Raw genomic sequence first — 25358 nt, forward strand, 5'->3', positions numbered from 1 at the left:
GACTCCCCGTGATGATGGAAAAAAAGAATAAAATACTTATCCTTGACTGCGGTTCTCAATACACACAACTTATAGCCAGGCGTGTCAGAGAACTTGGCGTCTTCAGTGAGATACTTTTCTGGGACGCTGCAGAGGATAAAATCAATGAAACGGTTCCGGCAGGAATTATTATTTCCGGGGGGCCACGCAGCGTGCTTGACAAAGATTCTCCCTTCATTCCGATGTCTGTACTGAAATCAGGGATCCCAATACTTGGCATATGCTACGGAATGCAGATCCTTGCTCATCAGTTTGGAGGCAAGGTCCAGCGTGGCAGCGCCGCCGAGTACGGGCGTGCCAGGGTCAGGCTGCTTGGCCGCGGCCGCGTGTTCGATAAACTTGCTGACGAGAAGATCCTCGATGTATGGATGAGCCACTGGGATCAGGTCGTCGGACTTCCTGACGGATTTGTTGCGACGGCCGTCAGTGAGAGCGGAGCCCTTGCCGGCTTTGAGTCATCTGACGGCAGGATAAGCGGTCTGCAGTTCCATCCGGAAGTCGTACACACGCCGAAGGGAAGCGAGATACTTTCGGCCTTCCTCTTTGATATATGCGGCTGCACGGCCGATTGGGACCTTGGGCACAACTGGATAGACCGCGAAATAGAGAAGATACGCAACATGGTAGGGAGCGGCAGGGTAATCTGCGGTCTATCCGGGGGAGTGGATTCAACTGTCTCGGCTGTTATCACTTCCAGGGCAGTCGGAAAGAATCTTTTCTGTATTTTTGTCGACCATGGGATGCTACGTAAAGATGAGGGCAGACAGGTCATGGAGACATACAAATCCTTGCATCTCAACGTTCGCTATGTCGATGCTGAGGAGCGATTCCTCAAAGCCTTGGCAGGAGTAACTGACCCTGAGGAAAAGCGCAAAATTATCGGAGAGCTATTCATACGTGTGTTTGAGGAAGAGGCGCGCAGAATAGGCGGCTCGGACTGGCTGCTTCAGGGGACCATATATCCGGATGTTGTTGAGAGCGGTCACGGCGGAGGGGGAGTCATCAAGAGCCACCATAATGTCGGAGGATTGCCTGATGATATGAAAATGCAGCTCCTTGAGCCACTCAGAGATCTTTTTAAGGACGAAGTAAGGGCCGTGGGAAAGGTTCTTGGTATTGAACCGCATTTTCTGCAGCGCCATCCTTTCCCCGGCCCCGGGCTTGCCGTGCGCTGCCTCGGTGAACTCAAGAAAGAGAGGCTGGATGTTTTGCGCGAGGCGGATGCGATATTTATAGAGGAGATACGAAAATTCGGACTCTACGACGAGATATGGCAGGCGTTCTGCACGCTGCTGCCGGTCCGCAGCGTAGGAGTTGTCGGCGACGTGAGGACATACGGTGAGACTATAGCTCTTCGTGCGGTAGCATCGCTTGACGCAATGACAGCAGAATGGGTGCACCTGCCTTATGAGCTTTTGGATACAGTCTCACGCCGTATCTGCAATGAGGTCCCGCATGTCAACCGTATCGTTTTTGATGTTACGAGCAAGCCGCCTGCAACGATAGAGTGGGAATGACAAGGAGATGTATTTTTGAATACTATGAAATCTAAGGCAGCGGAAGTCAGACTTGATTTTGCGAGGAGAGAAAGAAAGGGGTTTTCTGAGGTTATTTTCTGCCCCGGAAAGTCCGATGAGCAGTTGCGTGTAATTGCGGAAGATATAAATACAAAAAGGCTGGATACTGCCTTCAGCAGGATGAGCGTTGAGCAGTATGAGCTTATTGCGTCTGTTATCTCTCCGTTCCGTTATGATCCTGTTTCGCGGCTGGGAATGACAGGGTACAACAGAATAGAACCTAACGGATCTGCCATTGTTGTGTTGTCTGCTGGCAGCACAGATGTTCCTGTGGCGGAAGAGGCGGCAGGCATAGCGGAATTTTCGGGCTGTGCTGTCAAGCGTTTTTACGACGTCGGAGTAGCTGGTATCCACAGGCTCTTAGAAGTGCTGCCTGAAGTATGTGAAGCTGACGCTGTCATAGTGGCGGCAGGCATGGACGGGGCTCTTCCAAGTGTAGTCGCTGGTCTGGTGCCTTCGCTGGTGATTGGGTTGCCTACATCCGTGGGCTATGGGATAGCTGAAAACGGTAAGACAGCTCTTCGTTCAATGTTGTGTTCTTGCAGCCCAGGCCTTGTTGTCGTTAACATAGACAACGGGATAGGTGCTGGACTTGCGGCTGTTATGGCGGTATGTAGGAAATAAACGGGGGGGAGTTTCATCGTTGAAAGATGAAAGATATTTTGTAATATCAAATAAAATCAAAGAGAGTGTAGTTCCTTTTGTGCTGCTTCTCCTGTTTTTTCTGTTGCTGACATATATTATCATCTCTCCTCTTGCACGGCCGCTGCTATGGTCCGGAGTGCTTTCATATTTCGCATACCCGTTCTATAAATATGTACACGGAAAAATTTTTAAAGGCGGCTATGCAAATATAGCAGCCGGGCTTACGACTGCAGCGATACTTTTTTTTATGTTTATTCCGATGCTTCTTCTGGGGCTTTTTCTGATTAAGGAGTTTGTTAAAGTATATGCGGCGATAATGGAGAGCGGTTTTCTCAGAGGTCCATACAGTGATATCCTGCTCAGGTTCAGGGATGTTCCAATACTTGGCAGCCTCATATCTAAATTTGATTTTCTCCGCGGTATGCCGATACTGGAGTCTATAGTAGGCAGCACTATCAACTGGGCTACCGGAGTTGCAAGAGTTATTTCCAAAGGAATAGTGGGGAATGCGTTCAAAATTTTCTATCTGCTGGCAGTAGTGACTGTCTCATCGTTTTTTTTTGTCAGGGACGGGCATAAGATCTTTCCCTATATAAAGGATATCATACCGCTCCCAACCGAGGCCAGAGATAGTTTTGTTAACAGGGCTGCAAAGATGTTGAGGGCAGTTGTGTACGGCATTATATTCACGGCAGGCGTACAGGGTTGCCTGGGTGGGTTTGGCTGGTGGTTTGTCGGGCTTTCGCACCCGATTTTATTTGGTTTTCTTATGTTTATAACAGGGATGATACCATTTGTCGGTACGCCCATTGTTTGGATACCGGGCTCCATTGTCCTGCTTTTGCAGAATGACATCTCAGGAGCCCTTATGCTTCTTGGGTGGGGGGTTGGTGTAGTAAGCATGGTGGACAACTTCATCAGACCTTACTTTATATCTGAGGAGAGCAAAATACATATGCTTGTAATATTTATAGGCATCTTTGGCGGGCTTTTCAACTGGGGTTTTCTTGGGTTGTTTATCGGTCCGATTATTTTATCGCTTGGTATTTTTATGCTTGATATATACAAGGCCATAGTGGCGGAGCAAAGCATCGGTACATTGCCAGATGACAAATTATCAGATGAGGAGCGGACAACATGATAAAAATAATTGCTGTGTCAGGTTATAAAAACAGCGGTAAAACGACGCTCTGCAGAAAACTGCTTGCTGAGCTACAAAAACTTGGGATAAGAACGGGTTATATCAAAAGGACTTGCGAAAATGTCCTAATGAATGAAAAGACTGACACAGGCTCTGTAACTGATATGGGAACAAGAACGCTGCTGTGGGGGAAAGACGGGCTTAGGTGTGAAGCTCCAGCCGATGAGACAACGACACCTCAGTGTATAGCTTCGAGATATTTTCCGGACGCTGAGCTACTGATACTTGAAGGCGGCAAAGAACTGGAGATCCCCAAAATATGGGTGTGTTCACATGGGGAGAAGGCGCTTGATCATCCGGGGATATTTCTCGTTTATGACCGCTTTGGTACCGGAGACGGAGAGAAGATATTCAGTGAAGGTGACGAGGCGGCCATTGCCGAAAGGCTGTCAAGACTTGTGCGCGGGGCCGCTTACAGGAGTTCTAAGGTATATATCGGAGATGCCCCTCTGCCGATGAAAGGTTTTGTTGCAGATTTTATAAGAGGAGGGATACTGGGTATGATAGCATCTTTAAAAGGCGCTAATAATACGGATGCCCAGGTAAGGGTTTATCTTGACGCCAACACGGAAGGAAAGAACATTTAGATCCTCTTGGTTTTGAAGAGAGAAAATATTCAATGATCTTCGATGTCCGGGTGTTCTGCAATCGTTTTGCATGAAAATTTTGAGTATTATTTATATTGCAGCAAAGCTGTTATCTGTTTTTTTGATTTAAATTATCTCCTAAACCCGGCACACAAAAAATAAATGTATTTTTTGTAAAACATTAGCCTTTTTCTCGTAATCGACCCTATATACAGTTGAAAATTGCATTAAACACGGATATAATCATCAGTTGGGTCGACTGTAAAGGTCGATAACACCAAACCTTTGAGGGGGTCACTTCAGCAATGGGAATTTTGTATATCATAGGAGGCATAGGCGTAGCTGCACTTTTGTATGCAGCATACGCTTCTGGAAAGATTAGGTTATTTAAAGTCGATAATGACAAGATAAATGAACTTTCCGGCATCATTCAGAGCGGGGCAATGGCATTTCTGTACAGGGAATACAAAGCTCTTATACCATTCGTAATTATAGTCGGAGCTTTACTCGCATGGAAAATAGGCGTGCCCAGTGCTATATGCTTTGTCTCAGGAGCACTTTGCAGTGCCCTTACAGGTTACATTGGGATGAGGGTAGCGACTAAGGCGAACGGGAAGACTGCATTTGCTGCAATGAGCGGAATGAACAATGCACTTGCCATCGCGTTTACCGGCGGAAGCGTTATGGGTATGACTGTTGTCGGAGTAGGACTTCTTGGAATTCTTGCAATGTTTGTCTTCTTCGGAGATCCAAGCATCATCACAGCGTTTGGTTTTGGTGCAAGCTCAATAGCGCTTTTTGCGCGTGTCGGGGGCGGTATATATACCAAGGCGGCAGATGTGGGGGCCGACCTTGTCGGTAAAGTAGAGGCCGGCATACCGGAAGATGACCCGCGTAACCCCGCAGTTATAGCTGATAATGTCGGCGACAACGTTGGAGACATTGCAGGCATGGGGGCGGACCTGTTTGAATCCTATGTAAACTCGATCATTGCATCAATGGCAATAGGAGCTATCGTAGCAGGGCTTGCCGGTGTTATGTATCCGCTTATGCTTGCCGCCGTAGGTATTATTTCGTCGATACTGGGGACGTTTTTTGTCCGCGTAAAAGAAGGCGGAGATCCGGCCAAGGCACTTCGTTACGGACTTGGATCAACAGGACTTTTTATGATAATAGGCACATTCTTCCTTACACGCTGGGTTTTCTCAGGAGATCTGACTCTATTTTACGCGGTTGTTTCAGGTGTTCTTGCCGGTATTCTTATAGGTGCGGCAACAGAATATTATACTTCAGGTGATTACAGCAGCGTCCAAGAAATAGCTGCGGCATCAGAAACGGGAAGTGCCACCAACATACTTGCCGGTCTTGGAGTCGGCATGAAATCAACAACTATACCGGTTATGTTTGTCTGTGCAGCTATACTTGCGGGTGTACACTTTGGTGGTCTCTACGGGATCTCATGTGCAGCGGTAGGGATGCTTGCAATAACCGGAATGGCTCTCTCTGTTGACGCTTACGGACCTATATCTGATAACGCCGGTGGGATCGCTGAAATGGCAGACCTCCCCAAAGAAGTTCGCGAAATCACTGACAGACTTGACGCGGTTGGCAATACAACGGCAGCGGTGGGCAAGGGGCTTGCCATCGGATCAGCTGCGCTTACCGCGCTTGCCCTCTTTGTCACGTATGCCCAGGCTACTAATCTTTCAGCAATAGATCTTAAGGACCCGAGGGTTATGGTGGGGCTCTTTATAGGAGGGCTTCTCCCCTTTGTCTTCAGTGCATTCTCCATTCAGGCAGTCGGCCGTGCCGCAGAAAAAATGATTGAAGAAGTACGCCGGCAGTTCCGTGAAATTCCAGGAATAATGGAAGGCACAGGACGTCCCGAATATGAGCGCTGTATTGACATTTCAACATCGGCTGCCTTACGTGAGATGGTCCTTCCCGGGCTGATGGCAGTACTGGTTCCGGTTATAGTAGGTTTTGTCCTTGGTGCACAGGCACTTGGCGGTCTTCTTGCCGGTTCAATTGTAACAGGTGTCATGATGGCGATCTTTATGTCAAACGCAGGCGGGGCATGGGACAATGCCAAGAAGTATATTGAAGCGGGCCATCACGGAGGTAAGGGGACGGCGGCCCATGCAGCGGCAGTAGTAGGAGATACAGTCGGTGACCCGTTTAAAGACACTGCAGGACCCAGCCTAAACATACTTATAAAGCTCATGTCCGTAGTTGCCACGGTCCTTGCTCCGTTGTTTATATAAAAAAGCATTGCAGTTTTTGCGTTAAATTTTGTGATAATGGTCTAGAGGGAGAGTCTTGCTCTCCCTCTGACCTTCTTTTTACGGGGGTGCGCTATGCTCAACGATGATGTTCGGGAAGTTAAATCAAAAATTGATATTACGGAAATCGTTGGGGATTATGTTGCGCTGCGTAAAAACGGGCGGACTTTTTGGGGGCTCTGCCCTTTTCACAGTGAAAAAACTCCCTCTTTCAGCGTCTCGCAGGAGAGGCAGACCTTTCACTGTTTCGGGTGCGGCAAGGGCGGGGATGTTTTTACTTTTCTAATGGAGATAGACCATCTTGAATTCAGGGAGGCCCTTGAGCGTTTGGCTGAAAAGGCCGGAGTCAAGCTTCATGCAAGGGCGGGCATAAATACACGGGACACAAAAGCATGTTGCGATATAAACATGCAGGCTCTTGAATTTTTCAGAAGGGCACTTGAGGGGAGCGGCGGTGAGGTTGCCCGCGCTTATCTTATGAGACGCAGCATACCGCCCGGAGCCAGCAGAAGATTTGAACTTGGGTGGGCCCCTTCGTCGTGGGATGCGTTGCTGGATCATCTGATAAAAAATGGTTTCACTAAAAGCCAGATTATTGAAAGCGGCCTTGTGGCGCAGGGTGACAATGGACTCTATGACCGTTTCAGGGGAAGGATTATGTTTCCGATATACAGTATTACAGACAGGCTTATAGGTTTTGGAGGGCGTATCCTTGATGGAGACGGTGCAAAATATATCAATAGTCCAGAAAGCCCGCTTTTTAACAAGAGAAATAACCTATACCTGCTTAACAAAGCTAAAATGTCAATTCGTGAAAAGGGCAGCGTCATATTGGTAGAGGGCTATATGGATGCTATCAGAGCTCATTTGTCCGGTTTCACTAATACTGTAGCGTCGCTTGGCACGGCACTTACCGAATCGCAGGCCGCACTGATCAAAAGGATCACAGGTCTATGTTATATCTGTTATGATTCCGATGCCTCAGGCCAGGAGGCTGCACTTCGGGGTATGTATGTGCTTCAGAAACAGGGTATATCTGTTAAGGTGGTATGTCTGTCAGGAGGCAAGGACCCGGATGAGATACTCCTTCAGGAAAATGGGACCGATATATTCCTGTCAGCTATTGAAAAAGCACTGCCGCTTCCCTTATATCATGCTATGCTGCGAAGTACGGAAATGAATATACCGGAAAAGTCCCTTGCCGCCAGAAATGACCTGCTGGATGGCCTGGCTTCGCTCTCCGTGTTTGACGTACTGCCATATCTTGATAAAATTGGGCAGTACCTTGGTATATTTTCACATGAACTTAAAAAAGAGATAGAATCAAGGCAGGAAAAGGTCAGAGGCAGGAATACGAGGCGTATTCCGGAGGATGATTTTCCCGGTTTTGAAGAGAGTGTCAATAAAGAACAGCCTGCAGATGATCTTGAATGTATGTTCTGCAGTCTGCTTTGGGAAAGCGAACCGCTAAGGGCTGAATTCAGTCCTGAGATGGTTATCCCTTTTATTCGAGATCCAGGCATACAGAATATTATCACGGCACTTCTTTCTGGTGATCGCCCCGAACAGCTGGAGACCAGATGGCGTCAGATGGGGGATATAAGAGGACAGAATCTTATTGCCAGAGGAAACGGGATGCTTGCAAGAGACGGACTTGATGCCGGATCCGCGTACAAGTTGGCTGATGTGTTGAGAAAACGCTGTATAGAGGACAGGGTCTTTACATTGAGGACAAAAATGACAAAGGGAACTGCAACGGAAGCAGAGCAGCTTGAATATCAACAACTGTCCAGAATACTCAAGGGAGGGAAATCCGGGGCATGAAGACAAATAAGTTGGAAGAAAAGTCCACAGCAAAAGATAAAGAGGTCATGAAAAAGGAGAAAGCCGTACTTTCTGAGGAGCTTGATGTTAAACCTTTTAAAAATTTCACCTCCGAGCATGGTTTGGATGATGGTTTTGCGGCTGATGATCCGGATGATAATTTTGAATCTGTTGACATTGAGGCTGAATCTGCGGACTCATCAAAAATTACAGAGGACATCAAGATAATCTGCGAGGAAGAACCGATCGTGGAATCTGATGCTGAGCGCTCAGATAATCCTGAGGAAGGGGATACCGCCGAATACGCAGCTTATATAGACAATGTTCGTGACCTGCTGCATGAGGGAAGAGAAAAGGGCTTTGTTACTTACGAGGATATAGAAAAACGTATGCCTAAGGACTTTCTTACTGCAGATATCCTGGATAATCTCTATATGAATCTCATGGAGCTTGGCGTTGATGTCGTAGATGAGCCGAAAACGAAGGTCGACCCGTCAGAGGGAGAGGTCATGCTTCCTACAGCGGCTAACACGGAAGAAATGGGGGACCTTGAAGATCTTCCTCTGTCAGATCCGGTACGCATGTATCTGCGAGAGATAGGGAAGATATTGCTTCTCACATCTGATGATGAAGTTATGCTTGCAAAAGGCGTTGAAGCAGGAGATATGCCTTGCAAAGACAGGCTTGTAGAAGCTAATTTAAGGCTTGTCGTCAGCATAGCCAAGAAATATATCGGCCGCGGGATGCTCTTCCTTGATCTGATCCAGGAGGGCAATCTAGGCCTGATAAGAGCTGTCGAAAAATTTGACTACCGCAAGGGGTACAAATTCAGTACCTATGCCACTTGGTGGATCAGACAGGCAATAACGAGGGCGATTGCGGATCAGGCGAGGACAATACGCATACCGGTCCACATGGTAGAGACGATAAATAAACTTATACGCGTATCTCGTCAGCTCGTTCAAAGGTTGGGCAGAGAGCCCACCGCCGAGGAGATCGCGTCAGAGATGGAGATCCCTTCCGACAGAGTGGAGGAGATACAGCGCATTGCACAGGAGCCTGTCTCTCTTGAGACCCCTATCGGAGAGGAAGAGGATAGCCAGCTTGGCGATTTTCTTGAAGATAAAGATCTCCCCAGCCCCGAAGAAGCTGCAGCGAGCCAGATCCTTAGGGAACAGCTTGATGAGATGCTGGATGATCTTACCGACAGAGAGCGTGAGGTTCTGCGCCTCCGGTTTGGTCTGGAGGACGGACACGCGCATACACTCGAGGAAGTGGGACGGCGTTTCGGTGTCACCCGGGAAAGGATCCGCCAGATAGAGGCAAAGGCCCTAAGAAAACTTCGTCACCCCAGCAGAAGCAAAAAACTTAAGGATTTTCTCGAGTAGCAGAGATCCCGGATGTTTTCAGTATTAAAGTAAACATTCCACACCACCGCTGCGGCCAAAAGACATTTGCAACATGCCGCAGCGACGGTATCTTTTACAGACGGCTATTTTATTTGCAGACATTGCTAATTATTGTACTAAATGCGGATAGGGATTATACTTTCCGTGTCTTTGTGAAGATAGTGAGGTACCGATATGAGACTTGATAAATTTCTCAAATTGTCAAAACTTGTAAAGCGTCGGACTGTTGCTCAGGAAATGGCTGAAATTGGGGCTGTACGCATAAATAAGAGGGACAGCAAACCATCATCAAGTGTCTCTGTTGGCGATTTGATTGAAATAGCTTATCCGCGGAGGATCGTTACAGTACGTGTCCTGACTTCCGATGAAACAGCTATTAAACGAAATGCCGTTGCATATGAGTTTGTCGAAGAAAAAAAAGCAGACCAGGATGGGCGTCCATGGTAAAAAACGCAGAAGCAGGAAGGGGTTGTTTTATTTGTCATCTATTGTCAATGTGCACGGCAGAGAGATCCTTGATTCACGCGGGTTTCCTACCGTTGAAGTTGAAGTTACGCTTGACTCCGGCATAGTGGGGCAGGCAAGTGTCCCGTCAGGTACGTCGACAGGAACGTATGAATCCTATGAGCTTCGTGACGGCGATAACGGCAGATATATGGGGCGTGGCGTTCAGAAGGCCGTCAGAAATATCAATGAAGTGATAGCTTTGGAGATCAGAGGGTTTGACCCTCTGGAACAGGATCTTATAGACAGTGCTCTTATCGCGTTGGACGGTACACTTCAAAAAAAACGTCTCGGAGCAAATGCAATTCTCGGCACATCTCTTGCTACAGCACGTGCTGCGGCTAATTCCCTTGGGATCCCTCTGTGGCGTTATCTGGGAGGTCTAAACGCAGACCTGCTTCCGACTCCGCTTATGAACGTTATCAACGGTGGTATGCATGCAAACAACAACCTCAATATACAGGAATTTCTTATAATACCGTACGGGGCGCAGAGCTTTGCAGAGGCACTGCGTATGGGTGCTGAGACGTATCATTCACTAAAAAAAATCCTCATTAAATATAACAAGACGACCGGTACGGGCGATGAAGGCGGTTTCTCCTGTGACTTCAGGGATCAGGAAGAAGCCCTTGACCTTCTCGTAATGGCTATAAGCGATGCGGGTTACCAGCCAGGACATCAGATCTCCATTGGCCTGGATATTGCAGCTAATCAGTTCTGCTCGGACGGGGGATATAAGTTTCCGGGCAGCGACTACAAATATACGTCGGGAGAACTCATAGATATCTATGAGCTGCTATGCTCAAAATATCCGATCATATCCATAGAGGATGGACTTTCGGAGGATGATTGGCAGGGTTGGACTGCAATGACTGAGCGTCTTTCGGGAAAGATACAGCTTATAGGCGACGATCTGTTCGTCACGCACAAGGACAGGCTCCTGATAGGAATGGAAAAAAAAGCTGCGAATGCCGTGTTGGTAAAGCCGAACCAGATAGGCACGCTAAGTGAAGTGCTCAGCGTTGTAGACATCGCAAGACGCGGCGGATACAGGACCATCATATCCCACCGTTCCGGGGAAACAGCAGACAGCTTTATAGCTGATCTTGCCGTAGCAACGGGGGCCGGCCAGATCAAGGCAGGGGCTCCTCGAGGTATGGATCGGCTAAGTAAATACAATCGGCTGCTGAGGATCGAAGAATCAATACAGGGACGATCTCAGTTTGCCGGAATGCCTAAGTAAAACAATTTGTTTACTGATTTATATTGAGAGGTGGCTTAATAAATGAAGGTGGCAGAGCCGACTGTTGAGAGGCTTATACAGTATTACCGTCTGCTTACGCAGATGAAAGAAGAGGGGGGCAAGGTCGTCTCTTCGCTTCAAATCGGAGAAATGCTGGGCATCAAGGCGAGTCAGGTTCGCAAGGATCTTTCTTATTTCGGTGAAATAGGCAAAAGGGGTGTAGGATATCATGTGAACCGCCTGTGCCTTCATATTGAAAATATACTTGCATCCCCCAGAGTATGGAGGGTAGCTCTTGCCGGAGTAGGCAATCTTGGTACGGCGCTCATGGGGCATGCCGCGTTTCAGAGCTATAAATTTACGGTTGAAGCCCTATTTGATATAGATGATGAAAAGGTAGGGCATGAAATTATAGGTGTGCACTGCTGGCACGTAAATGACATCGCGCGTGTCATGGAAGAGAGGAACATCGAAGTACTTTTGCTGGCTGTTCCTGCCTCCGCTGCGCAGAGTTGTGTCGATAAGGCTGTAATGTCTCCGTCTCTCAAGGGAATACTGGCATTTACTCCTGCTACCGTTGTTGTGCCGGATAATATTCTTTTTTATCGTGTTGATATATTTGTCGAACTTGAAAAACTATTGTTCTTTCTAAAGGAGCAGGAAAAATCCAATCGAGAAAAAAGTTCTGTACGATAGTTCTGTCTCATGTTAGAATAAACTCCGTTGCTTTTGGAGTTAGTCAAAAAAGTACATAAATAATATTTTAATAGTGCTTAAGGAGGGTTTCTTTTGGGTCAGCAGAGCGGTCTTGTAGGTATGATGTTACCTCTTGCAATGTTCGCGGCGATTTTCTATTTTTTGATCATCCGTCCGCAAAAGAAGAAACAGAAGGCGCACGAGGAGATGCTTGCCAGTATAAGCAGGGGCTCCACGGTAGTCACGGCAGGGGGCTTTTTTGGTATAGTGCGGGATGTGCTTGATGACAGTTACATTATAGAGCTTGATGAGGGCGTTAAAGCGCGCATACTCAAAAGCTCGATTTCCATGAAGCGGACAGAGGGTATTTCTGACAAACCTAAGAAAAAAAAGGTCAAGAAAACAGCCGAGTCGCTTGATGAAGCTACAGAAAACGTATCCGAGCCGATACAGGAAGCCGAAGTTGTGGATGCCTCTGTCGAAGCAAAGGAAGAAGCATAGCTGTTTCGAGTATTCAAATTTTGCTCTGTTAAACACGGAGAGGACAACTTTGGGGTCCACTCCGTGTTCTGGTGTAAGGAGGCGCTTTCTTTATTATGATGAAAAGAGACAAATGGCGGCTGATCCTGGTCTTGGCAATAGTAGTCATAGCCGCGATAATTACTTTTCCGATACAGGGGAAGGTGCATTTGGGGCTTGATCTGAGAGGCGGAGTTCATATTGTCCTTCAGGCTAAAGGTACCCCGGGGAACCCTGTCACCTCTGACAGCATTGAAAGGCTGTTGACTGTTCTGCGTAACCGTATTGACCAGTACGGGATCGCAGAACCGGTGCTTCAGCGTCAGGGCGAGGACCGTATTGCTATCGACCTTCCGGGAGTAGAAGATCCTGAGGCTGCGCTTGATCTGATAGGACGTACTGCTGTCTTAGAGTTCAGGCAGGTGCTTGGCGAATCTCCAAGAGTTCCCGCTAAGCCTGTCCGTTCAAACTACGACAACGATGAACAGTTCAAATCAGCGGAAGAACGCTGGCAGTTGGCTAAAAGTGAAGTTGATGCCTATATTAGGCAAATGCAGGATGCCGTTAAGGCCAACCCTGATATTATTGTAGCGAAGGGCGAAGAGGGCGGTGCTTATCTTCTTGGAAAAGCATACGTCAGCGGGAAGGACCTTACGAAGGCAGAAACAACTTTTGACCAGTTCGGCAAGGCCGCGGTATCTCTGAAATTCAGCACGGAAGGGGCAAAGCTCTTTGACGAGGCAACGCTTGCCAATGTTGGCAAACAGATCGCGATCGTACTCGATGGAATGGTAATCTCCGCACCTGTTGTTCAGCAGCGCATATCCGGCGGAGAGGCGCAAATTACAGGCAAGTTCACTCCCGCTGAGGCAAACAGGCTTGCTATCATGCTTCGCGCCGGAGCACTTCCTGTTTCCGTTGAAATACTTGAGAACCGTTCGGTAGGCCCGACTCTTGGAGCTGATTCAGTGAGGGATGGAGTACGTTCTGGGCTAATAGGCGCTGCTCTCGTAGTAGTTTTTATGCTTGTCTACTATGGTATCCTCGGGATCGCTGCAGATATTGCGCTTTGCGTTGCAATACTGCTTGTCATCGCATGTCTGATATTTCTTAAATCCACGCTCACACTTCCCGGTATAGGCGGAGTTATTCTTACTATAGGCATGGCAGTTGACGGGAACATCCTTATATATGAGAGGATGAAGGAAGAATTTCGTTCGGGCAAGACTCTGATGGCCGCGCTTGACGCAGGGTTCAGAAAAGCTCTTGTCGTAATCCTTGACTCCAATATCACTACGCTTATCGCAGCGTCTGTCCTTTTTTATTTCGGAAGTGGCCCCATAAGGGGGTTCGCTGTAACGCTCAGCGTCGGTGTGATATCGTCGGTCTTCTGCAATGTAGTAGTCACCCGGTCTATTCTGAGTGCTATCCTGTCAGCCCGCAAGGGCATGACCCTATAGAAGGAGGCGATAACAATGGCTGCTTTTAATGTGTCCGAGCTTCGCTTGCCGTTTATGAAATACAGAACGATCTGGCTGACGGTCAGCATCGTCTGTATCGTGATTTCGGCAGGCCTCCTTATGACGAAGGGCCTTAATCTAAGCGTAGACTTCACCGGAGGGCTTGTTCTTCAGGTTAAATTTGACTCTCGTGTCGACGTGGCAGATATACGCAAGAGCCTCAGCAGCATAGGCCAGGGACAGGCTGTTATCCAGGCTTATGACAACAATGATGTCCTTATCCGATTCCAGGCACAGGACGAAGAGGTACGCAGAAATGTGCTTAGTGCGCTGAAGAAGGATTTTGGTGGACTGACAGTGCTGAAAATAGACAAGGTCGGTCCTGTTGTGGGCAAGGAACTGCGGAATCAGGCTGTGATTTCTCTTGTGCTTGCACTTCTTGGGATTCTGCTTTACATGGCGTTTCGCTTCAAATTTCGCTTTGGTGTTGCAGCCGTTCTTTCACTGCTCCACGATTCGATAATCATGCTTGGCGTTTATAGCCTGACCGGCAAAGAGGTTTCCGTTTCGTTTATTGCGGCGATACTTACTGTAATAGGCTACTCACTGAACGACTCTATAGTGGTTCTGGATCGTGTACGGGAAAACTGGTCCTCTGTCGGCAAGACTGGCATCGTAGAGCTTGTGGACAATTCAGTAAATCAGACACTTGCAAGAACTGTCAATACGTCTCTTACGACGCTTCTCCCCGTTATAGCAATGTACATTTTTGGAGGAGAGGTAATAAGCAACTTTGCCTTTGCGTTTCTTATCGGAATCGTAGTCGGCACGTACAGTTCCATTTATATAGCGAGCTCTATAGTTGCAGAATGGTATCTGCGCTCTCCAAAATTCTAAAAAATATTTCGTAACACCAAAGGAGAGGGGTAATTACCCCTCTCCTTTGGTGTTTTTAAGGCATATTTGATGTATCATAGATAAGTAGGTACATAATTTTTTGCTTGATTAGGAGGGTTTCCATGAAGAGCTATATTCTGGCAATAACTATTACTATGTTTCTCTCCGCCCTTTTTGCATTCCAGAACATCGGCGATGTGACTGTACGTTTTCTCATGTTCGAGTGGGTGTTTCCTCAGGGTGTCTGGGAGGTGCTGGTTTTCTGTACCGGTGCTGCAATTATGTGGATATTCTCTATTTTTTCAATGTTCGAAATGAGGGGTAAATACAAGAAGGAACTCAAGGCAAAGGACGAGAGGATCGCGGCTGTTGAGAATGAAAAGAAGATGATCCTTGAGTCTATGGCGGTAACCAAAAACAGCGGGTTTTCACCCGATACACTTCATGCACCATACACAGACGGAGAATCCCAAATAACCGGATTGGCTGATTAGACTTGGTTGTACGCTGTTTAAAAAGTGATTTGAATATTTATAGGCCGGGGCAGGACGCGGCAGCTCTGTCTCTGAGGCTTGGCTGTAATTTTCTGCAGGCAGCCCTGCTTGAGATGAGAGGAGTTACAGCGGAAGCCGCAGATGCCGATATTGATAGCTGGCTTGCTCCAGATATGGATAAGATGCTGGACTCTCTTGACTTGGGGGCTACCAGTTCAGAGGCGGCAAAAATAATCAGAGGTCTCTCTGAAAGCTCTGATGTTGTTGTTTACGGCGATTACGACGTGGATGGCATTTCATCCACAACGATCGCCATAGAGATGGTTCTTTCGAAACATGCCCATGTGAGGTACTTCATTCCACACCGCTTTAACCATGGATACGGATTCCACTCCGATGTAGCGCAGAATATCGCAAAAAGGAAATGCGATCTTCTTATAGTTGTTGACTGCGGGACACAGGATGTTGATGCGGTCAGGATTGTTAAAGATCGCGGCATACCTGTGGTTATATTTGACCACCATCTTGTCGAGGGAGCATCTGCGTCCTGCGACACGATGGTTAATCCTCAGATGGGCGGCGACCACCTTGCAAAACGTCTCTGCGCAGCTGGCGTTATATGGTGCTGGGCATGGCAGAACAGCATTCTTCCCAGAGAAAAACTACTGAAACTTCTGGATCTGGTTGCTTTGGCAACTGTGGCTGATTGTGTATCTCTTTTATCCCCGCTGAACAGGGTACTGGTGCATGGAGGTCTCAGTGTGCTTCGCTCTAACCCGAGGCAGGGCCTTGAAATACTGATGAGGAAGCTTGGTATTGATCCATTAATGGCTGGTACCGAGGATCTTGCCATGAAAGTTATTCCATGTCTCAATGCCGCAGGCAGACTTTATCTGGCGGATCTTGCGGTAAAGTTGCTCTTTCCCGGCAATGATCTTTCTGTCTGTGCGGATAAGATAATAGGTCTTAACAATAAAAGACGGGAACTCTCAACAAAAATACTCTCTCAGGTCAAAACCTCAGACGCAGACGGCTACCAGTACGTCCTTTCCGACAAAGACTGGTCAGTAGGTGTTCTAAGCAGTGTGGCGAGCCGGATATGCAACGAACGGAGCGCACCCGTTGCATTGGTTGCAGCGGTAGGCGACACAATGCGCGGCACGCTTCGGATGCCGGCCGGCGGAGATGCGGTCGGAGTACTTAAGGTTCTGTCGCCCATGCTTAATACATGGGGCGGTCATCGTCTTGCTGCCGGTTTCAGTGTAAAGGCAGACAAATGGCTGCAGTTGCGCGGTGAAATGGAGAAAGTTCTCTCTTCTGTACAGGTTTGCGGTGAGAAAGAGGATATGCTTTACTGGAAGCCGTCAGATTTGGACCTTGAAATGTGGCGGACTTGTGAGCAGCTTGGCCCTTTCGGCATGGAGAATCCTTATCCAAAACTTTATTCACCTTATGATGGGAATCTCAAAGTTTCTCCGATGGGCAAAACTGGCAAGCATATCAGGATAGATTTGGGCACATCAACGTTGCTCGGATTCGGCGCAGCCGAAATGATCAATGACAGAGAAAGCCTGACAGGCTGGGTCTACAAACCGAGGGTCGATACATGGCGCAATATCACATCCCTGCAGCTTGTGCTTGAAAAAATGGTTATAAGATAAGGTCTTATGCGTTACATGGCGGTGATACCCAGTTGAACGTAGAGAAGAAAACCATACCTGTCAATGTACGATCAGTTCATCTGTCTGAAATTGCCAGAAAAGAAGATGGGGGCTTAGGAGAGAAAGAAAATAAGGCCCTGATGGAGAGCTATTGGGGACGTATTCCTGAGGCTCAGCGTGTCTCTTCACTTCGTCTTCCTTGGCAGGATCTCTGGTCTAAAACTACGCGCTATCTTTCAAAAGATGATATGAAGGAAATCGGCGAGGCGTTCGTATTTGCTGCGAATGCACATGGAGAACAGCGCCGATACAGCGGAGATCCTTATGTTGTGCATACAGTCAGTGTTGCGGCGATCTTGTCAGGCATGGAGATAGACATGGAAACTATTGTTGCGGCGCTGCTACATGATGTACTTGAGGACACTTCTGTGACAGCGGATGTACTGCAGGAAAAATTTGGACCAGGGGTCCTTACTCTCGTTGATGGTGTCACAAAATTGGGAAAACTCCCTTTCAAAACTGTTGAGGACTACCAGGCTGAGAATCTCCGTAAGATGTTTGTAGTCATGGCTAAAGACATCCGGGTAGTCCTTATAAAACTTGCCGACCGCCTGCACAATATGAGGACCATTTCCTCTCACAGGCGTGAAAAACAGCTCTCAATAGCACACGAGACTCTTGAGATATATGCTCCGCTTGCTCACAGACTTGGAATTTATCAATTAAAACGGGAACTTGAAGATCTTTCTTTCAGGATAATAGATCCCGAGATGTACTATGACATCAAACGCAGGGTACGAAAGAAGCTGCCGGAGCGTGAAATGATAATAAAAGAGGCTATGGATATCCTCTCTCAGAAAATGCATGAGCAGGATATTGAAGTTTCGATCAGCGGCCGTCCAAAGCACTTTTACAGTATATATGAGAAGATGCGTCGCAAGAACATCTCCCTTGACCAGCTTTATGATCTGCTCGCGCTGCGCGTCATAGTCAAGACTGTTGGCGAGTGTTATCAGGTGCTGGGTATCGTACATGCGCTATGGAAACCGATACCGGGACAGTTTGACGATTATATCGCTAATCCGAAGAGCAACCTTTATCAGTCACTGCATACAACGGTGGTAGGTCCTGCGGGGGAGCCTCTTGAGGTGCAAATAAGGACATGGGAAATGCATTTCCTCGCCGAATATGGGATCGCGGCTCACTGGAACTATAAGGAAGGCGGCAAAAGGGTAAGCAATCTAGACAAAGGGCTCACATGGATACGAAAGGCGCTTGAAGCGGCTCCAGATTCACAGGAGGACGGAGAAAGCGGAGGTTCTTTATTTCTGGACAACCTCAAGACGGATGTTCTTTCTACTGAAGTGTTTGTGTTCACACCGAAAGGGAATGTTATATCTGTTCCCAAGGGATCTACGCCTATAGATTTCGCATATGCGATACACACTGAGATAGGGCATAAATGTGTTGGGGCAATGATCAATGGGCGCATCGCGCCTATGGATCAGGAACTCCAGAATGGCGACATAGTCAGGATACTGACCTCCCCGCAGGGGAAACCGTCACGTGATTGGCTCAAGATAGCAAAATCCAGCAGGACGAGAAGCAAGATCAAATCGTGGTTCCGCCTGCAGGACAGGCAGGAGCGCGACGAGAAGCTGAAGCGCGGCAGAGAGATCCTTGAAAGGGAAGCTGCAAAGCGCTATCCTGGAGTTATTAATCCACTTGAGGTCATATCGGCACAGATGAATCATATAGCTAGGGAAATGGGATACCTGAGCCTTGAAGAGCTTATTGTTTCCGTAGGGATAGGGACACATACTGCAGCGAGTGTACTTGGCAGAGTGAATGCTGATGCCTCAAAACTGACGGCGGAGCCCATTCCTGCACAAAGTGCCCCGCAGCGCAAAGAGGCTGATTCCGAGATAGTGGTGGAAGGCGCACAGGGCGTTCTTGTCTCACTTGCCCAATGCTGCCGCCCCGTCCCAGGAGACCCGATCATCGGCTGTGTCACACAGAGCAGAGGTATTACCGTTCATCGGATTGATTGCGCCAATCTGCATAAGACTGACCCGGCAAAGAAGGTAACAGTGGCGTGGGGTAAACCTAAAGACACCCGCTACACTGCACGAATAAAGGTCGAAGGAATAGATAAGTCCAGCCTGTTTGGAGAAATTGTTCAGAATATAACCGGTATGGACGGTAATATCGTAGGTATTCGTGCTAATGTTGTAAATAACAGCAGAACGCGGGTTATTGTTGAAGTACAGGTGAAGGATATAGAACACCTTTACAGAATAATAGCAAAACTTAACACCATTTCGGGTATTATAGAAATAACCAGGGGGTAGCTGATTTGAAAGCACTTTTGCAGCGTGTTGATCATGCGTCCGTAACAATTGAAGGGAAGCCGGCCGGAGAGATAGGCAGAGGATTATGTATATTACTGGGAGTTGTCCATGAGGACACCGAAAAAGATATAGCCTGGCTTGCCGAGAAAATAGTAAATCTTCGTATTTTTGATGATGAGAACGGAAAGATGAACCGCTCTGTAATGGACGAAAACGGAGAGATACTTGTCGTTTCGCAGTTTACTCTCTGCGGTGACTGCAGAAGGGGACGAAGACCTTCATGGATCGGTGCGGCCGAACCTGTTTTTGCAAACAGAATGTACGAGAAGTTTGTGAAAACAATAGAAGCCAGCGGGCTACGCACGGTGACCGGTGTATTTCAGGCTGCTATGAAGGTCAATATATGCAACGACGGTCCGGTTACACTTATGATTGACAGCAGGGAGTGATTTACATATGAAAATTAAAAGATTTGCCCTCGGTCCGCTTTGGACAAACTGCTATCTTATCTGGGACTCCAACGGGGATGGGATCGTCGTGGATCCCGGGGGGCCCGCCCAAGATGTTGAGGATTACATACGTGACAATGATATCAGGATCCACTGGATCATACTTACACATGGGCACGGAGACCACATCGGAGGTGTTGCCGATTTGCGCAACTTTGCAGAGAACGGCGTAGCAATACACTATGAAGATGCCGACTGTCTGACAGATGCCAATAAAAATCTGTCGGCGTTTATGGGTGCCTCTACAGAACTGTCTTCCGCCGACAAGATGCTTGCTGACGGTGACCAGCTCAAAGCCGGGGAACTGAATATCTCTGTAATCTATACTCCGGGGCATACGAAAGGCGGGATATGTCTGCTTATAACCGATGGCGAGGAGCAGATCCTTGTTTCGGGAGACACCCTGTTTGCCCGTTCAATAGGAAGAAGCGACCTCCCGGGTGGGGACGAAGATACGCTGATAGAATCTCTGAAGAGGCTGGATTTTTTGCCGGATAAGCTGCGAGTGTTTCCTGGACACGGTCCGGAGACTACTATTGGCGAGGAAAAGCAGTATAATCCTTACTGGCCCAGGTGAAGAGGCCGGCATAATGAAAGTATCCCAGCTTCCGCAGGATGAGCGCCCAAGGGAAAGATTGCTGAACAGCGGTCCGGAAAGCCTTTCTGTTATAGAGTTGCTTGCGGTTCTTTTACGCACAGGAACAAATGGCGAAGATGTGCTTGAATATTCTGCGTCTCTTCTTGATAAATGGGGCGGTCTTGAGGGGCTTTGCAGGGCAAGGCCGGCGGAACTTATGCAGGAAAAAGGCCTTAAGGAGGCCAAGGTTGCAACCATTGCCGCAGTTATTGAGCTTGGCAAGCGTATCGCAATGCTCGGCAGTCAGCATAAAGACAGCTGGAACGCAAGGATAGAGGCAATAGCGCTTGAAACGCAGTTTGCAGACAGGGAGCAGATATACGCGGTTTTTCTGGATGCAAAAGATAGAGTACTGGATGAGGAAACATTATCATATGGCGGGCAGAACGGAGCTTATCTTGATATTCCGGTTTTTTACAGAAAGGCTGTGAGGCTGAATGCGTATAACATCGTGCTCATTCACAACCATCCGGACGGCACGCTGTATGCGAGCAGGGAGGACATCTCTCTTACCGATAATATAAGGCATGGCCTGAAGTTGCTGGGCATAGGGCTGAAAGGGCATTACATTGCCGCAAACGGAGCACTTACGCAAGTTCCATGATGTTATCGTGGTCAAAGAGTGGGATAATATTACGCTGAAGATTATTTTCCCGGCTACGGGAATTTTTGTGAAAGCAGGTGTCGTTGGTGTTTAATTTTAGACCTAATTTTTTCAATAATGAGATAGGCATAGATATAGGCACTGTGAATACTGTGATATATGTAAAATCAAAGGGTATCGTTGTAAATGAGCCATCTGTAGTTGCCGTGCGGAACCTTGGCAGGAAGGGACAGAAGGAGATAATAGCATTCGGCACGGAAGCAAAGAAGATGGTAGGAAAAACTCCGGTTGGCATAACGACCATACATCCGCTTTCACATGGAGTCATCGCCGATTTTGAGATGACTGAGCACATGATAAGGCACTATATGAGAAAAGCTATTGCATCAAATGGGATGTTTTCGTTCCCAAGGGTGGCAGTTTCTGTGCCTGCCTGTGTCACAGAAGTCGAAAAACGCGCCGTTGTAGAAGTTACTTTAGCAGCAGGTGCAAAGGAAGCGTTTGTTGTTGAGGAGCCGCTGGCTGCCGCAGTAGGCATAGGTATAGCGGTCAACGAGCCTCAGGGGAACATGGTAGTCAATATTGGCGGCGGTACATGCGAAGTTGCGGTCATCTCACTGGGAGGAATAGTCCTTAATCACGCAATCAGGGTAGCCGGCAATTCCATAGACGAAGCAATAATATCGATGATGCGGCAAAGCTATACACTTGCCATAGGAGATAGCACTGCGGAGGAGATAAAAGTTGCCATTGGTTCGTCTCTGCCTATGGAACAGGAGCTGAAGATCGACGTCAAGGGACGCGATCTGGTAGATGGTCTGCCAAAGGTCATCCGTCTCAGCTCGGTTGAAGTACGGGAAGCCATTGAGCCTGTCATCATACAGATAGAAGATACTATTTGCTCGGCATTGGAACACACTCCGCCCGAGCTGGTGCGGGATATAGTGGATCAGGGCATAGTGCTCTCAGGCGGGACCGCAAACCTGCGCGGTTTGAATCTTAGGTTTGCAGATGCGCTCAATGTACCGGTCCACATTGCTGAACAGCCGCTTTACTCTGTTGCGCTCGGGCTGGGAAAGATACTGGAGACACCTGAAGAGAAGAAAAAAGTATCGATAACGATAGACAGACAGGGCAGTTGAAAATTGTCTTTCCTGCCCTTTGTCGATTGATTGTCCGGAGGTGCTGCGGGCATGAGGATCATGGATAGAGAGTTGAAGCCGTGGCTGCATGGAGTCGTATCCGTGCTGTTGGGGTTTATTTTGCTCTGGACAATGACGGCCTTTCCTGTCATGAATTACAGGTTTCTTGATATTGTCAACAATGTCCTTTATTATCCTGAGAAACCTTTCATGCAGCTGCGCAGCCTCATCAAGTACAGCAGCAATTGGGTGCTGGAGAGATCCAGTCTGCAGGAGCGCGTATCCCAGCTTGAACTTAAAAACAGGATTATGTCGGAGGCTCTGCAGAAGGCAGGTATAATAATGCCGGCGCCGAAGGATTCGACCGTTGCGGCTCAGGTTACTTTGCGTTATCCAGAGGCATGGTGGCAGGAGATGCGCATCGACAAAGGCAGAAGGGACGGCATAGCTGAGGGCGCAGCTGTAATGTCAGAGGGTTTTCTGATCGGGCGCATATCGAGACTTGGCGATAACTATGCCTGGGTAGAACTGATCACATCATCTTCCTTTTTCATAGCTGCCGCAGTTGACGAGACGCGTGACCTCGGAGTAATAAACGGAGATGACCATGGCAACCTGAAACTTCTCTATATTCCTGAAGAGCGTAAACTGAAACGCGGTATGAGCGTTTCGACATCACTTATGAGTGAGCTGGTACCACCTGGCATACCTATAGGCTCAATCATAGGGCCTGAGGAACCCAAAGAGGGCTTTATGCCGATGAAGATACAGGCTGGAGCACACCTTACGCAGCTGTATGCAGTCGAAGTTTTCTCGGCGGCTAGGGTGGCAAAGTGAGTATTCTGGCTATAGTTTGGCTGTTGCAGGATTTCCTTCAGGTTTTTTTAATGGGGATATGTATAGTGCCCGACGTATTCCTGTTTTCTGCTGTTTTACTGGCTCTTATGCCGAACACACAAAAAAGCCGGCAGATAATGTTGATATGGGCGGCGTTTATCGGAGGACTTTTATGGGATCTAAGATGGACGAACCTACCTGGGTTGACTGCTGCCATTAACGGGGCATCACTGGCCGTTGCCTGTCATGTCTGGCAGAAGATCCCAGCCCAGGCACGGACAGTGACGCTCTTTGCCATCCTTGCCGGAGGAACACATATACTTTCCGGTATTATACATTTTTCTTTATGGACGATCCCAAGCCAGGCTGCGGTACGCCAGCTTACTGTTCAGCAATTGCTTGCGATCCCGGTCCTTGTCGTTGTGTCTCTGTTATTCTGGAAGGTGTCAGATAAGCATGTCTAATCAGTATGACCGGATTGATATGGAGCATAGGCTCCGTTTCCTTCAGAATATGATAATAGTTACAATGGCGCTCCTGATTGCAGGTCTGGTTTTTTTTCAGATAATCAGGTCTGACGAATATGTGGATCTTGCGTCACAGAACAGATTGCGCATACTTCGCATAATTCCGCCGAGGGGCATAATCACAGATGCCAGAGGTGCTCCGCTGGCTCTGAACGTAAGAACTTTCAATATAAACGGATACCCTATAGATCTTCAGAAAGAAGAAAATGCAAAAATAATTGTAGCTCTGCTTAAAAGAAACGGCATTCCGATGGACGGGCAGAGCTTCAAAGAACTGATTGAAAAACAATATTCCGCACCATACCGCGCAATAACAGTGGCTTCAAACCTGACCTTTGCGCAGGTTGCCGAGTTCGTTATGGATAAGGATTTTAAAAACTTACTTTTTTTGGCTCCTGTATGGCGCAGATCCTATCCAGGAGGCGCGTTTGCGGCCCACGTAGTGGGCTATGTTTCTGAGATTACAAAAGAAGAACTTGAAGATCGGGATGGAACTGATTACAGAGGCGGCGACATAATTGGCAAAAATGGCATTGAGTCCTGGTATGAGGATGATCTGCATGGCCATGCGGGTGAAGAGGTCATAGAGGTTGATTCTCGCGGCAGAAAGCTAAGGGACATAAGCTACATAGAACCGCAGCGCGGCAAAGATATAATCCTCACAATCGACCTCACAGCTCAGCGTTATGCCGCTGAGCTTATGGGCAATTACCGCGGTGCAATAGTGGCCATGGATGTGAAGAATGGGGGTGTCAAATGTCTTTATTCATCGCCAAGTTATGATCCAAACCCGCTGACATGGGGCATATCCAACAAAGAATGGAAGGCCCTGTCTGACCGCACGGAACGTCCGATGATGAACAGGGCTATCTCCGGAGCTTATCCTCCGGCCTCTACTTTTAAAATAATAACAGGTTCGGCAGGGCTTGCCTATAACGTCATAAATACAAAAACGATCGTCAGATGTCCTGGATATTTCGAAATCGGAGACAGAAAGTTCCGATGTTGGCAGAGGTCGGGACATGGGCCAGAGAATATAGCAACTGCGCTGCGCGACTCCTGCGATGTCTATTTTTACCAGACCGGAGCCTGGCTTGGTATAGACAGGCTTATTGCGATGGCTGCAAAGTACGGTGTCGGTGAGAAGACAGGGATCGACATTCCTGCTGAGATATCCGGGACAATAGCCGGGCCTTCGTGGAAAAAGAAAAGGCTGAAAGAAAACTGGTATGGAGGTGACACTGTCAACTATTCTATCGGACAGGGGTATGTGCTTATGACACCGCTCCAGGTGCTGAGAGCATACGCAGCGATCGCAAATGGTGGTAAACTGTTAAGGCCAAGGCTGGTTTCCACAACAGAGCCTGAGTTCAGAGAGATCGGTGTCTCTCCTCAAGTTATAAATATTATGCAGAGCGGGCTTCGCGAAGTTGCAAAAAGTGGGACCGGCAGGAGGGCTAGTGCATTTGGTGTACAGGTGGCAGGAAAGACAGGTACGGCACAGAATGCACACGGCGATGACCATGCATGGTTCGTTGGCTATGCCCCCGCTGATGATCCAAAGTATGCAGTTGTTGCAATAGCGGAGGCAGGTAAGGGCGGCGCTGCTGTAGCGGGGCCGATCGTTGGCAAAATGCTTAATTTTCTAATAAACGGAAATAGGTATGCAGAACCAAATTCCATGGCAGAGCCGAAGAAAAATTAGGAGTGCGG

At 48.0% G+C, this 25358-nt stretch carries 23 protein-coding genes; all 23 read left to right on the forward strand.

Annotated features, from left to right (window positions below; all coding sequences use genetic code 11):
• The first annotated feature begins 11 nt into the window (after nucleotides 1-11).
• A complete protein-coding gene (gene guaA, locus LLF78_03675; GenBank protein ID MCE5201597.1) occupies nucleotides 12-1556 on the forward strand; it encodes a glutamine-hydrolyzing GMP synthase in 1545 nt (514 codons plus the stop codon).
• A 24-nt stretch (nucleotides 1557-1580) separates the two neighbouring features.
• Nucleotides 1581-2240, forward strand: a complete 660-nt coding sequence (gene larB, locus LLF78_03680; GenBank protein ID MCE5201598.1) for a nickel pincer cofactor biosynthesis protein LarB — start codon at nucleotides 1581-1583, stop codon at nucleotides 2238-2240.
• 19 nt (nucleotides 2241-2259) lie between these two features.
• Nucleotides 2260-3402: an AI-2E family transporter gene (locus tag LLF78_03685; protein ID MCE5201599.1), complete on the forward strand. Its 1143-nt coding sequence runs from the start codon at nucleotides 2260-2262 to the stop codon at nucleotides 3400-3402.
• Nucleotides 3399-4049, forward strand: a complete 651-nt coding sequence (locus LLF78_03690) for a molybdopterin-guanine dinucleotide biosynthesis protein MobB (GenBank protein ID MCE5201600.1) — start codon at nucleotides 3399-3401, stop codon at nucleotides 4047-4049. Before LLF78_03685 ends, LLF78_03690 begins: the two co-directional genes overlap by 4 nt.
• A 305-nt stretch (nucleotides 4050-4354) precedes the next feature.
• Nucleotides 4355-6313 (forward strand): sodium-translocating pyrophosphatase, encoded by a 1959-nt coding sequence (locus LLF78_03695; GenBank protein MCE5201601.1) that lies wholly within the window; start codon nucleotides 4355-4357, stop codon nucleotides 6311-6313.
• A 93-nt stretch (nucleotides 6314-6406) separates the two neighbouring features.
• Complete coding sequence (gene dnaG / locus LLF78_03700) at nucleotides 6407-8155, forward strand: DNA primase (GenBank protein ID MCE5201602.1); 1749 nt, start codon at nucleotides 6407-6409, stop codon at nucleotides 8153-8155.
• A complete protein-coding gene (gene rpoD / locus LLF78_03705; GenBank protein MCE5201603.1) occupies nucleotides 8152-9543 on the forward strand; it encodes an RNA polymerase sigma factor RpoD in 1392 nt (463 codons plus the stop codon). Before dnaG ends, rpoD begins: the two co-directional genes overlap by 4 nt.
• Nucleotides 9544-9738: 195 nt before the next feature.
• The gene (locus LLF78_03710) at nucleotides 9739-10011 is read left to right on the forward strand and encodes an RNA-binding S4 domain-containing protein (protein ID MCE5201604.1); all 273 of its coding nucleotides are present in this window, start codon (nucleotides 9739-9741) and stop codon (nucleotides 10009-10011) included.
• Between the two features lie 31 nt (nucleotides 10012-10042).
• Nucleotides 10043-11311, forward strand: coding sequence for a phosphopyruvate hydratase (gene eno, locus LLF78_03715; protein ID MCE5201605.1), 1269 nt, complete (start codon nucleotides 10043-10045; stop codon nucleotides 11309-11311).
• 42 nt (nucleotides 11312-11353) lie between these two features.
• A complete protein-coding gene (locus LLF78_03720; GenBank protein ID MCE5201606.1) occupies nucleotides 11354-12007 on the forward strand; it encodes a redox-sensing transcriptional repressor Rex in 654 nt (217 codons plus the stop codon).
• 93 nt (nucleotides 12008-12100) lie between these two features.
• The gene (gene yajC / locus LLF78_03725) at nucleotides 12101-12508 is read left to right on the forward strand and encodes a preprotein translocase subunit YajC (protein ID MCE5201607.1); all 408 of its coding nucleotides are present in this window, start codon (nucleotides 12101-12103) and stop codon (nucleotides 12506-12508) included.
• Nucleotides 12509-12603: 95 nt separating this feature from the next.
• Nucleotides 12604-13986, forward strand: coding sequence for a protein translocase subunit SecD (gene secD, locus LLF78_03730; GenBank protein MCE5201608.1), 1383 nt, complete (start codon nucleotides 12604-12606; stop codon nucleotides 13984-13986).
• Between the two features lie 15 nt (nucleotides 13987-14001).
• Complete coding sequence (gene secF / locus LLF78_03735) at nucleotides 14002-14883, forward strand: protein translocase subunit SecF (protein ID MCE5201609.1); 882 nt, start codon at nucleotides 14002-14004, stop codon at nucleotides 14881-14883.
• Nucleotides 14884-15005: 122 nt separating this feature from the next.
• On the forward strand, nucleotides 15006-15377 hold the full coding sequence (locus LLF78_03740) for a LapA family protein (GenBank protein MCE5201610.1): 372 nt from the start codon (nucleotides 15006-15008) through the stop codon (nucleotides 15375-15377).
• A gap of 29 nt (nucleotides 15378-15406) precedes the next feature.
• Nucleotides 15407-17038, forward strand: a complete 1632-nt coding sequence (locus LLF78_03745) for a DHH family phosphoesterase (protein MCE5201611.1) — start codon at nucleotides 15407-15409, stop codon at nucleotides 17036-17038.
• A 140-nt stretch (nucleotides 17039-17178) separates the two neighbouring features.
• Complete coding sequence (locus LLF78_03750) at nucleotides 17179-19389, forward strand: bifunctional (p)ppGpp synthetase/guanosine-3',5'-bis(diphosphate) 3'-pyrophosphohydrolase (protein MCE5201612.1); 2211 nt, start codon at nucleotides 17179-17181, stop codon at nucleotides 19387-19389.
• A gap of 5 nt (nucleotides 19390-19394) precedes the next feature.
• Complete coding sequence (gene dtd, locus LLF78_03755) at nucleotides 19395-19838, forward strand: D-tyrosyl-tRNA(Tyr) deacylase (GenBank protein ID MCE5201613.1); 444 nt, start codon at nucleotides 19395-19397, stop codon at nucleotides 19836-19838.
• 7 nt (nucleotides 19839-19845) lie between these two features.
• Nucleotides 19846-20475, forward strand: coding sequence for an MBL fold metallo-hydrolase (locus LLF78_03760; GenBank protein MCE5201614.1), 630 nt, complete (start codon nucleotides 19846-19848; stop codon nucleotides 20473-20475).
• A gap of 13 nt (nucleotides 20476-20488) precedes the next feature.
• Nucleotides 20489-21139 carry a DNA repair protein RadC gene (gene radC, locus LLF78_03765; protein ID MCE5201615.1) on the forward strand — a complete coding sequence of 217 codons (651 nt, stop codon included), beginning with the start codon at nucleotides 20489-20491 and terminating at the stop codon, nucleotides 21137-21139.
• 86 nt (nucleotides 21140-21225) lie between these two features.
• On the forward strand, nucleotides 21226-22281 hold the full coding sequence (locus LLF78_03770) for a rod shape-determining protein (GenBank protein MCE5201616.1): 1056 nt from the start codon (nucleotides 21226-21228) through the stop codon (nucleotides 22279-22281).
• 51 nt (nucleotides 22282-22332) lie between these two features.
• Nucleotides 22333-23118 (forward strand): rod shape-determining protein MreC, encoded by a 786-nt coding sequence (locus LLF78_03775; GenBank protein MCE5201617.1) that lies wholly within the window; start codon nucleotides 22333-22335, stop codon nucleotides 23116-23118.
• Between the two features lie 65 nt (nucleotides 23119-23183).
• Nucleotides 23184-23582 carry a hypothetical protein gene (locus tag LLF78_03780; GenBank protein MCE5201618.1) on the forward strand — a complete coding sequence of 133 codons (399 nt, stop codon included), beginning with the start codon at nucleotides 23184-23186 and terminating at the stop codon, nucleotides 23580-23582.
• Nucleotides 23575-25350, forward strand: coding sequence for a penicillin-binding protein 2 (mrdA, locus tag LLF78_03785; GenBank protein MCE5201619.1), 1776 nt, complete (start codon nucleotides 23575-23577; stop codon nucleotides 25348-25350). Before LLF78_03780 ends, mrdA begins: the two co-directional genes overlap by 8 nt.
• The last annotated feature ends 8 nt before the right edge of the window (nucleotides 25351-25358 follow it).

This window comes from Synergistaceae bacterium (genome assembly GCA_021372895.1).
Taxonomy (GTDB): domain Bacteria; phylum Synergistota; class Synergistia; order Synergistales; family Synergistaceae; genus JAJFTP01.

Bases quoted from the DNA above. Each gene is read 5' to 3' on its own strand.
- larB (MCE5201598.1), top strand. From the start codon at position 1,581: ATGAAATCTAAGGCAGCGGAAGTCAGACTTGATTTTGCGAGGAGAGAA.
- LLF78_03740 (MCE5201610.1), top strand. From the start codon at position 15,006: ATGAAGAGCTATATTCTGGCAATAACTATTACTATGTTTCTCTCCGCC.
- LLF78_03695 (MCE5201601.1), top strand. From the start codon at position 4,355: ATGGGAATTTTGTATATCATAGGAGGCATAGGCGTAGCTGCACTTTTG.
- radC (MCE5201615.1), top strand. From the start codon at position 20,489: ATGAAAGTATCCCAGCTTCCGCAGGATGAGCGCCCAAGGGAAAGATTG.
- LLF78_03775 (MCE5201617.1), top strand. From the start codon at position 22,333: ATGAGGATCATGGATAGAGAGTTGAAGCCGTGGCTGCATGGAGTCGTA.
- secF (MCE5201609.1), top strand. From the start codon at position 14,002: ATGGCTGCTTTTAATGTGTCCGAGCTTCGCTTGCCGTTTATGAAATAC.
- LLF78_03760 (MCE5201614.1), top strand. From the start codon at position 19,846: ATGAAAATTAAAAGATTTGCCCTCGGTCCGCTTTGGACAAACTGCTAT.
- LLF78_03710 (MCE5201604.1), top strand. From the start codon at position 9,739: ATGAGACTTGATAAATTTCTCAAATTGTCAAAACTTGTAAAGCGTCGG.
- mrdA (MCE5201619.1), top strand. From the start codon at position 23,575: ATGTCTAATCAGTATGACCGGATTGATATGGAGCATAGGCTCCGTTTC.
- LLF78_03750 (MCE5201612.1), top strand. From the start codon at position 17,179: ATGGAGAGCTATTGGGGACGTATTCCTGAGGCTCAGCGTGTCTCTTCA.
- LLF78_03690 (MCE5201600.1), top strand. From the start codon at position 3,399: ATGATAAAAATAATTGCTGTGTCAGGTTATAAAAACAGCGGTAAAACG.
- LLF78_03720 (MCE5201606.1), top strand. From the start codon at position 11,354: ATGAAGGTGGCAGAGCCGACTGTTGAGAGGCTTATACAGTATTACCGT.
- guaA (MCE5201597.1), top strand. From the start codon at position 12: ATGATGGAAAAAAAGAATAAAATACTTATCCTTGACTGCGGTTCTCAA.
- dnaG (MCE5201602.1), top strand. From the start codon at position 6,407: ATGCTCAACGATGATGTTCGGGAAGTTAAATCAAAAATTGATATTACG.
- secD (MCE5201608.1), top strand. From the start codon at position 12,604: ATGATGAAAAGAGACAAATGGCGGCTGATCCTGGTCTTGGCAATAGTA.
- rpoD (MCE5201603.1), top strand. From the start codon at position 8,152: ATGAAGACAAATAAGTTGGAAGAAAAGTCCACAGCAAAAGATAAAGAG.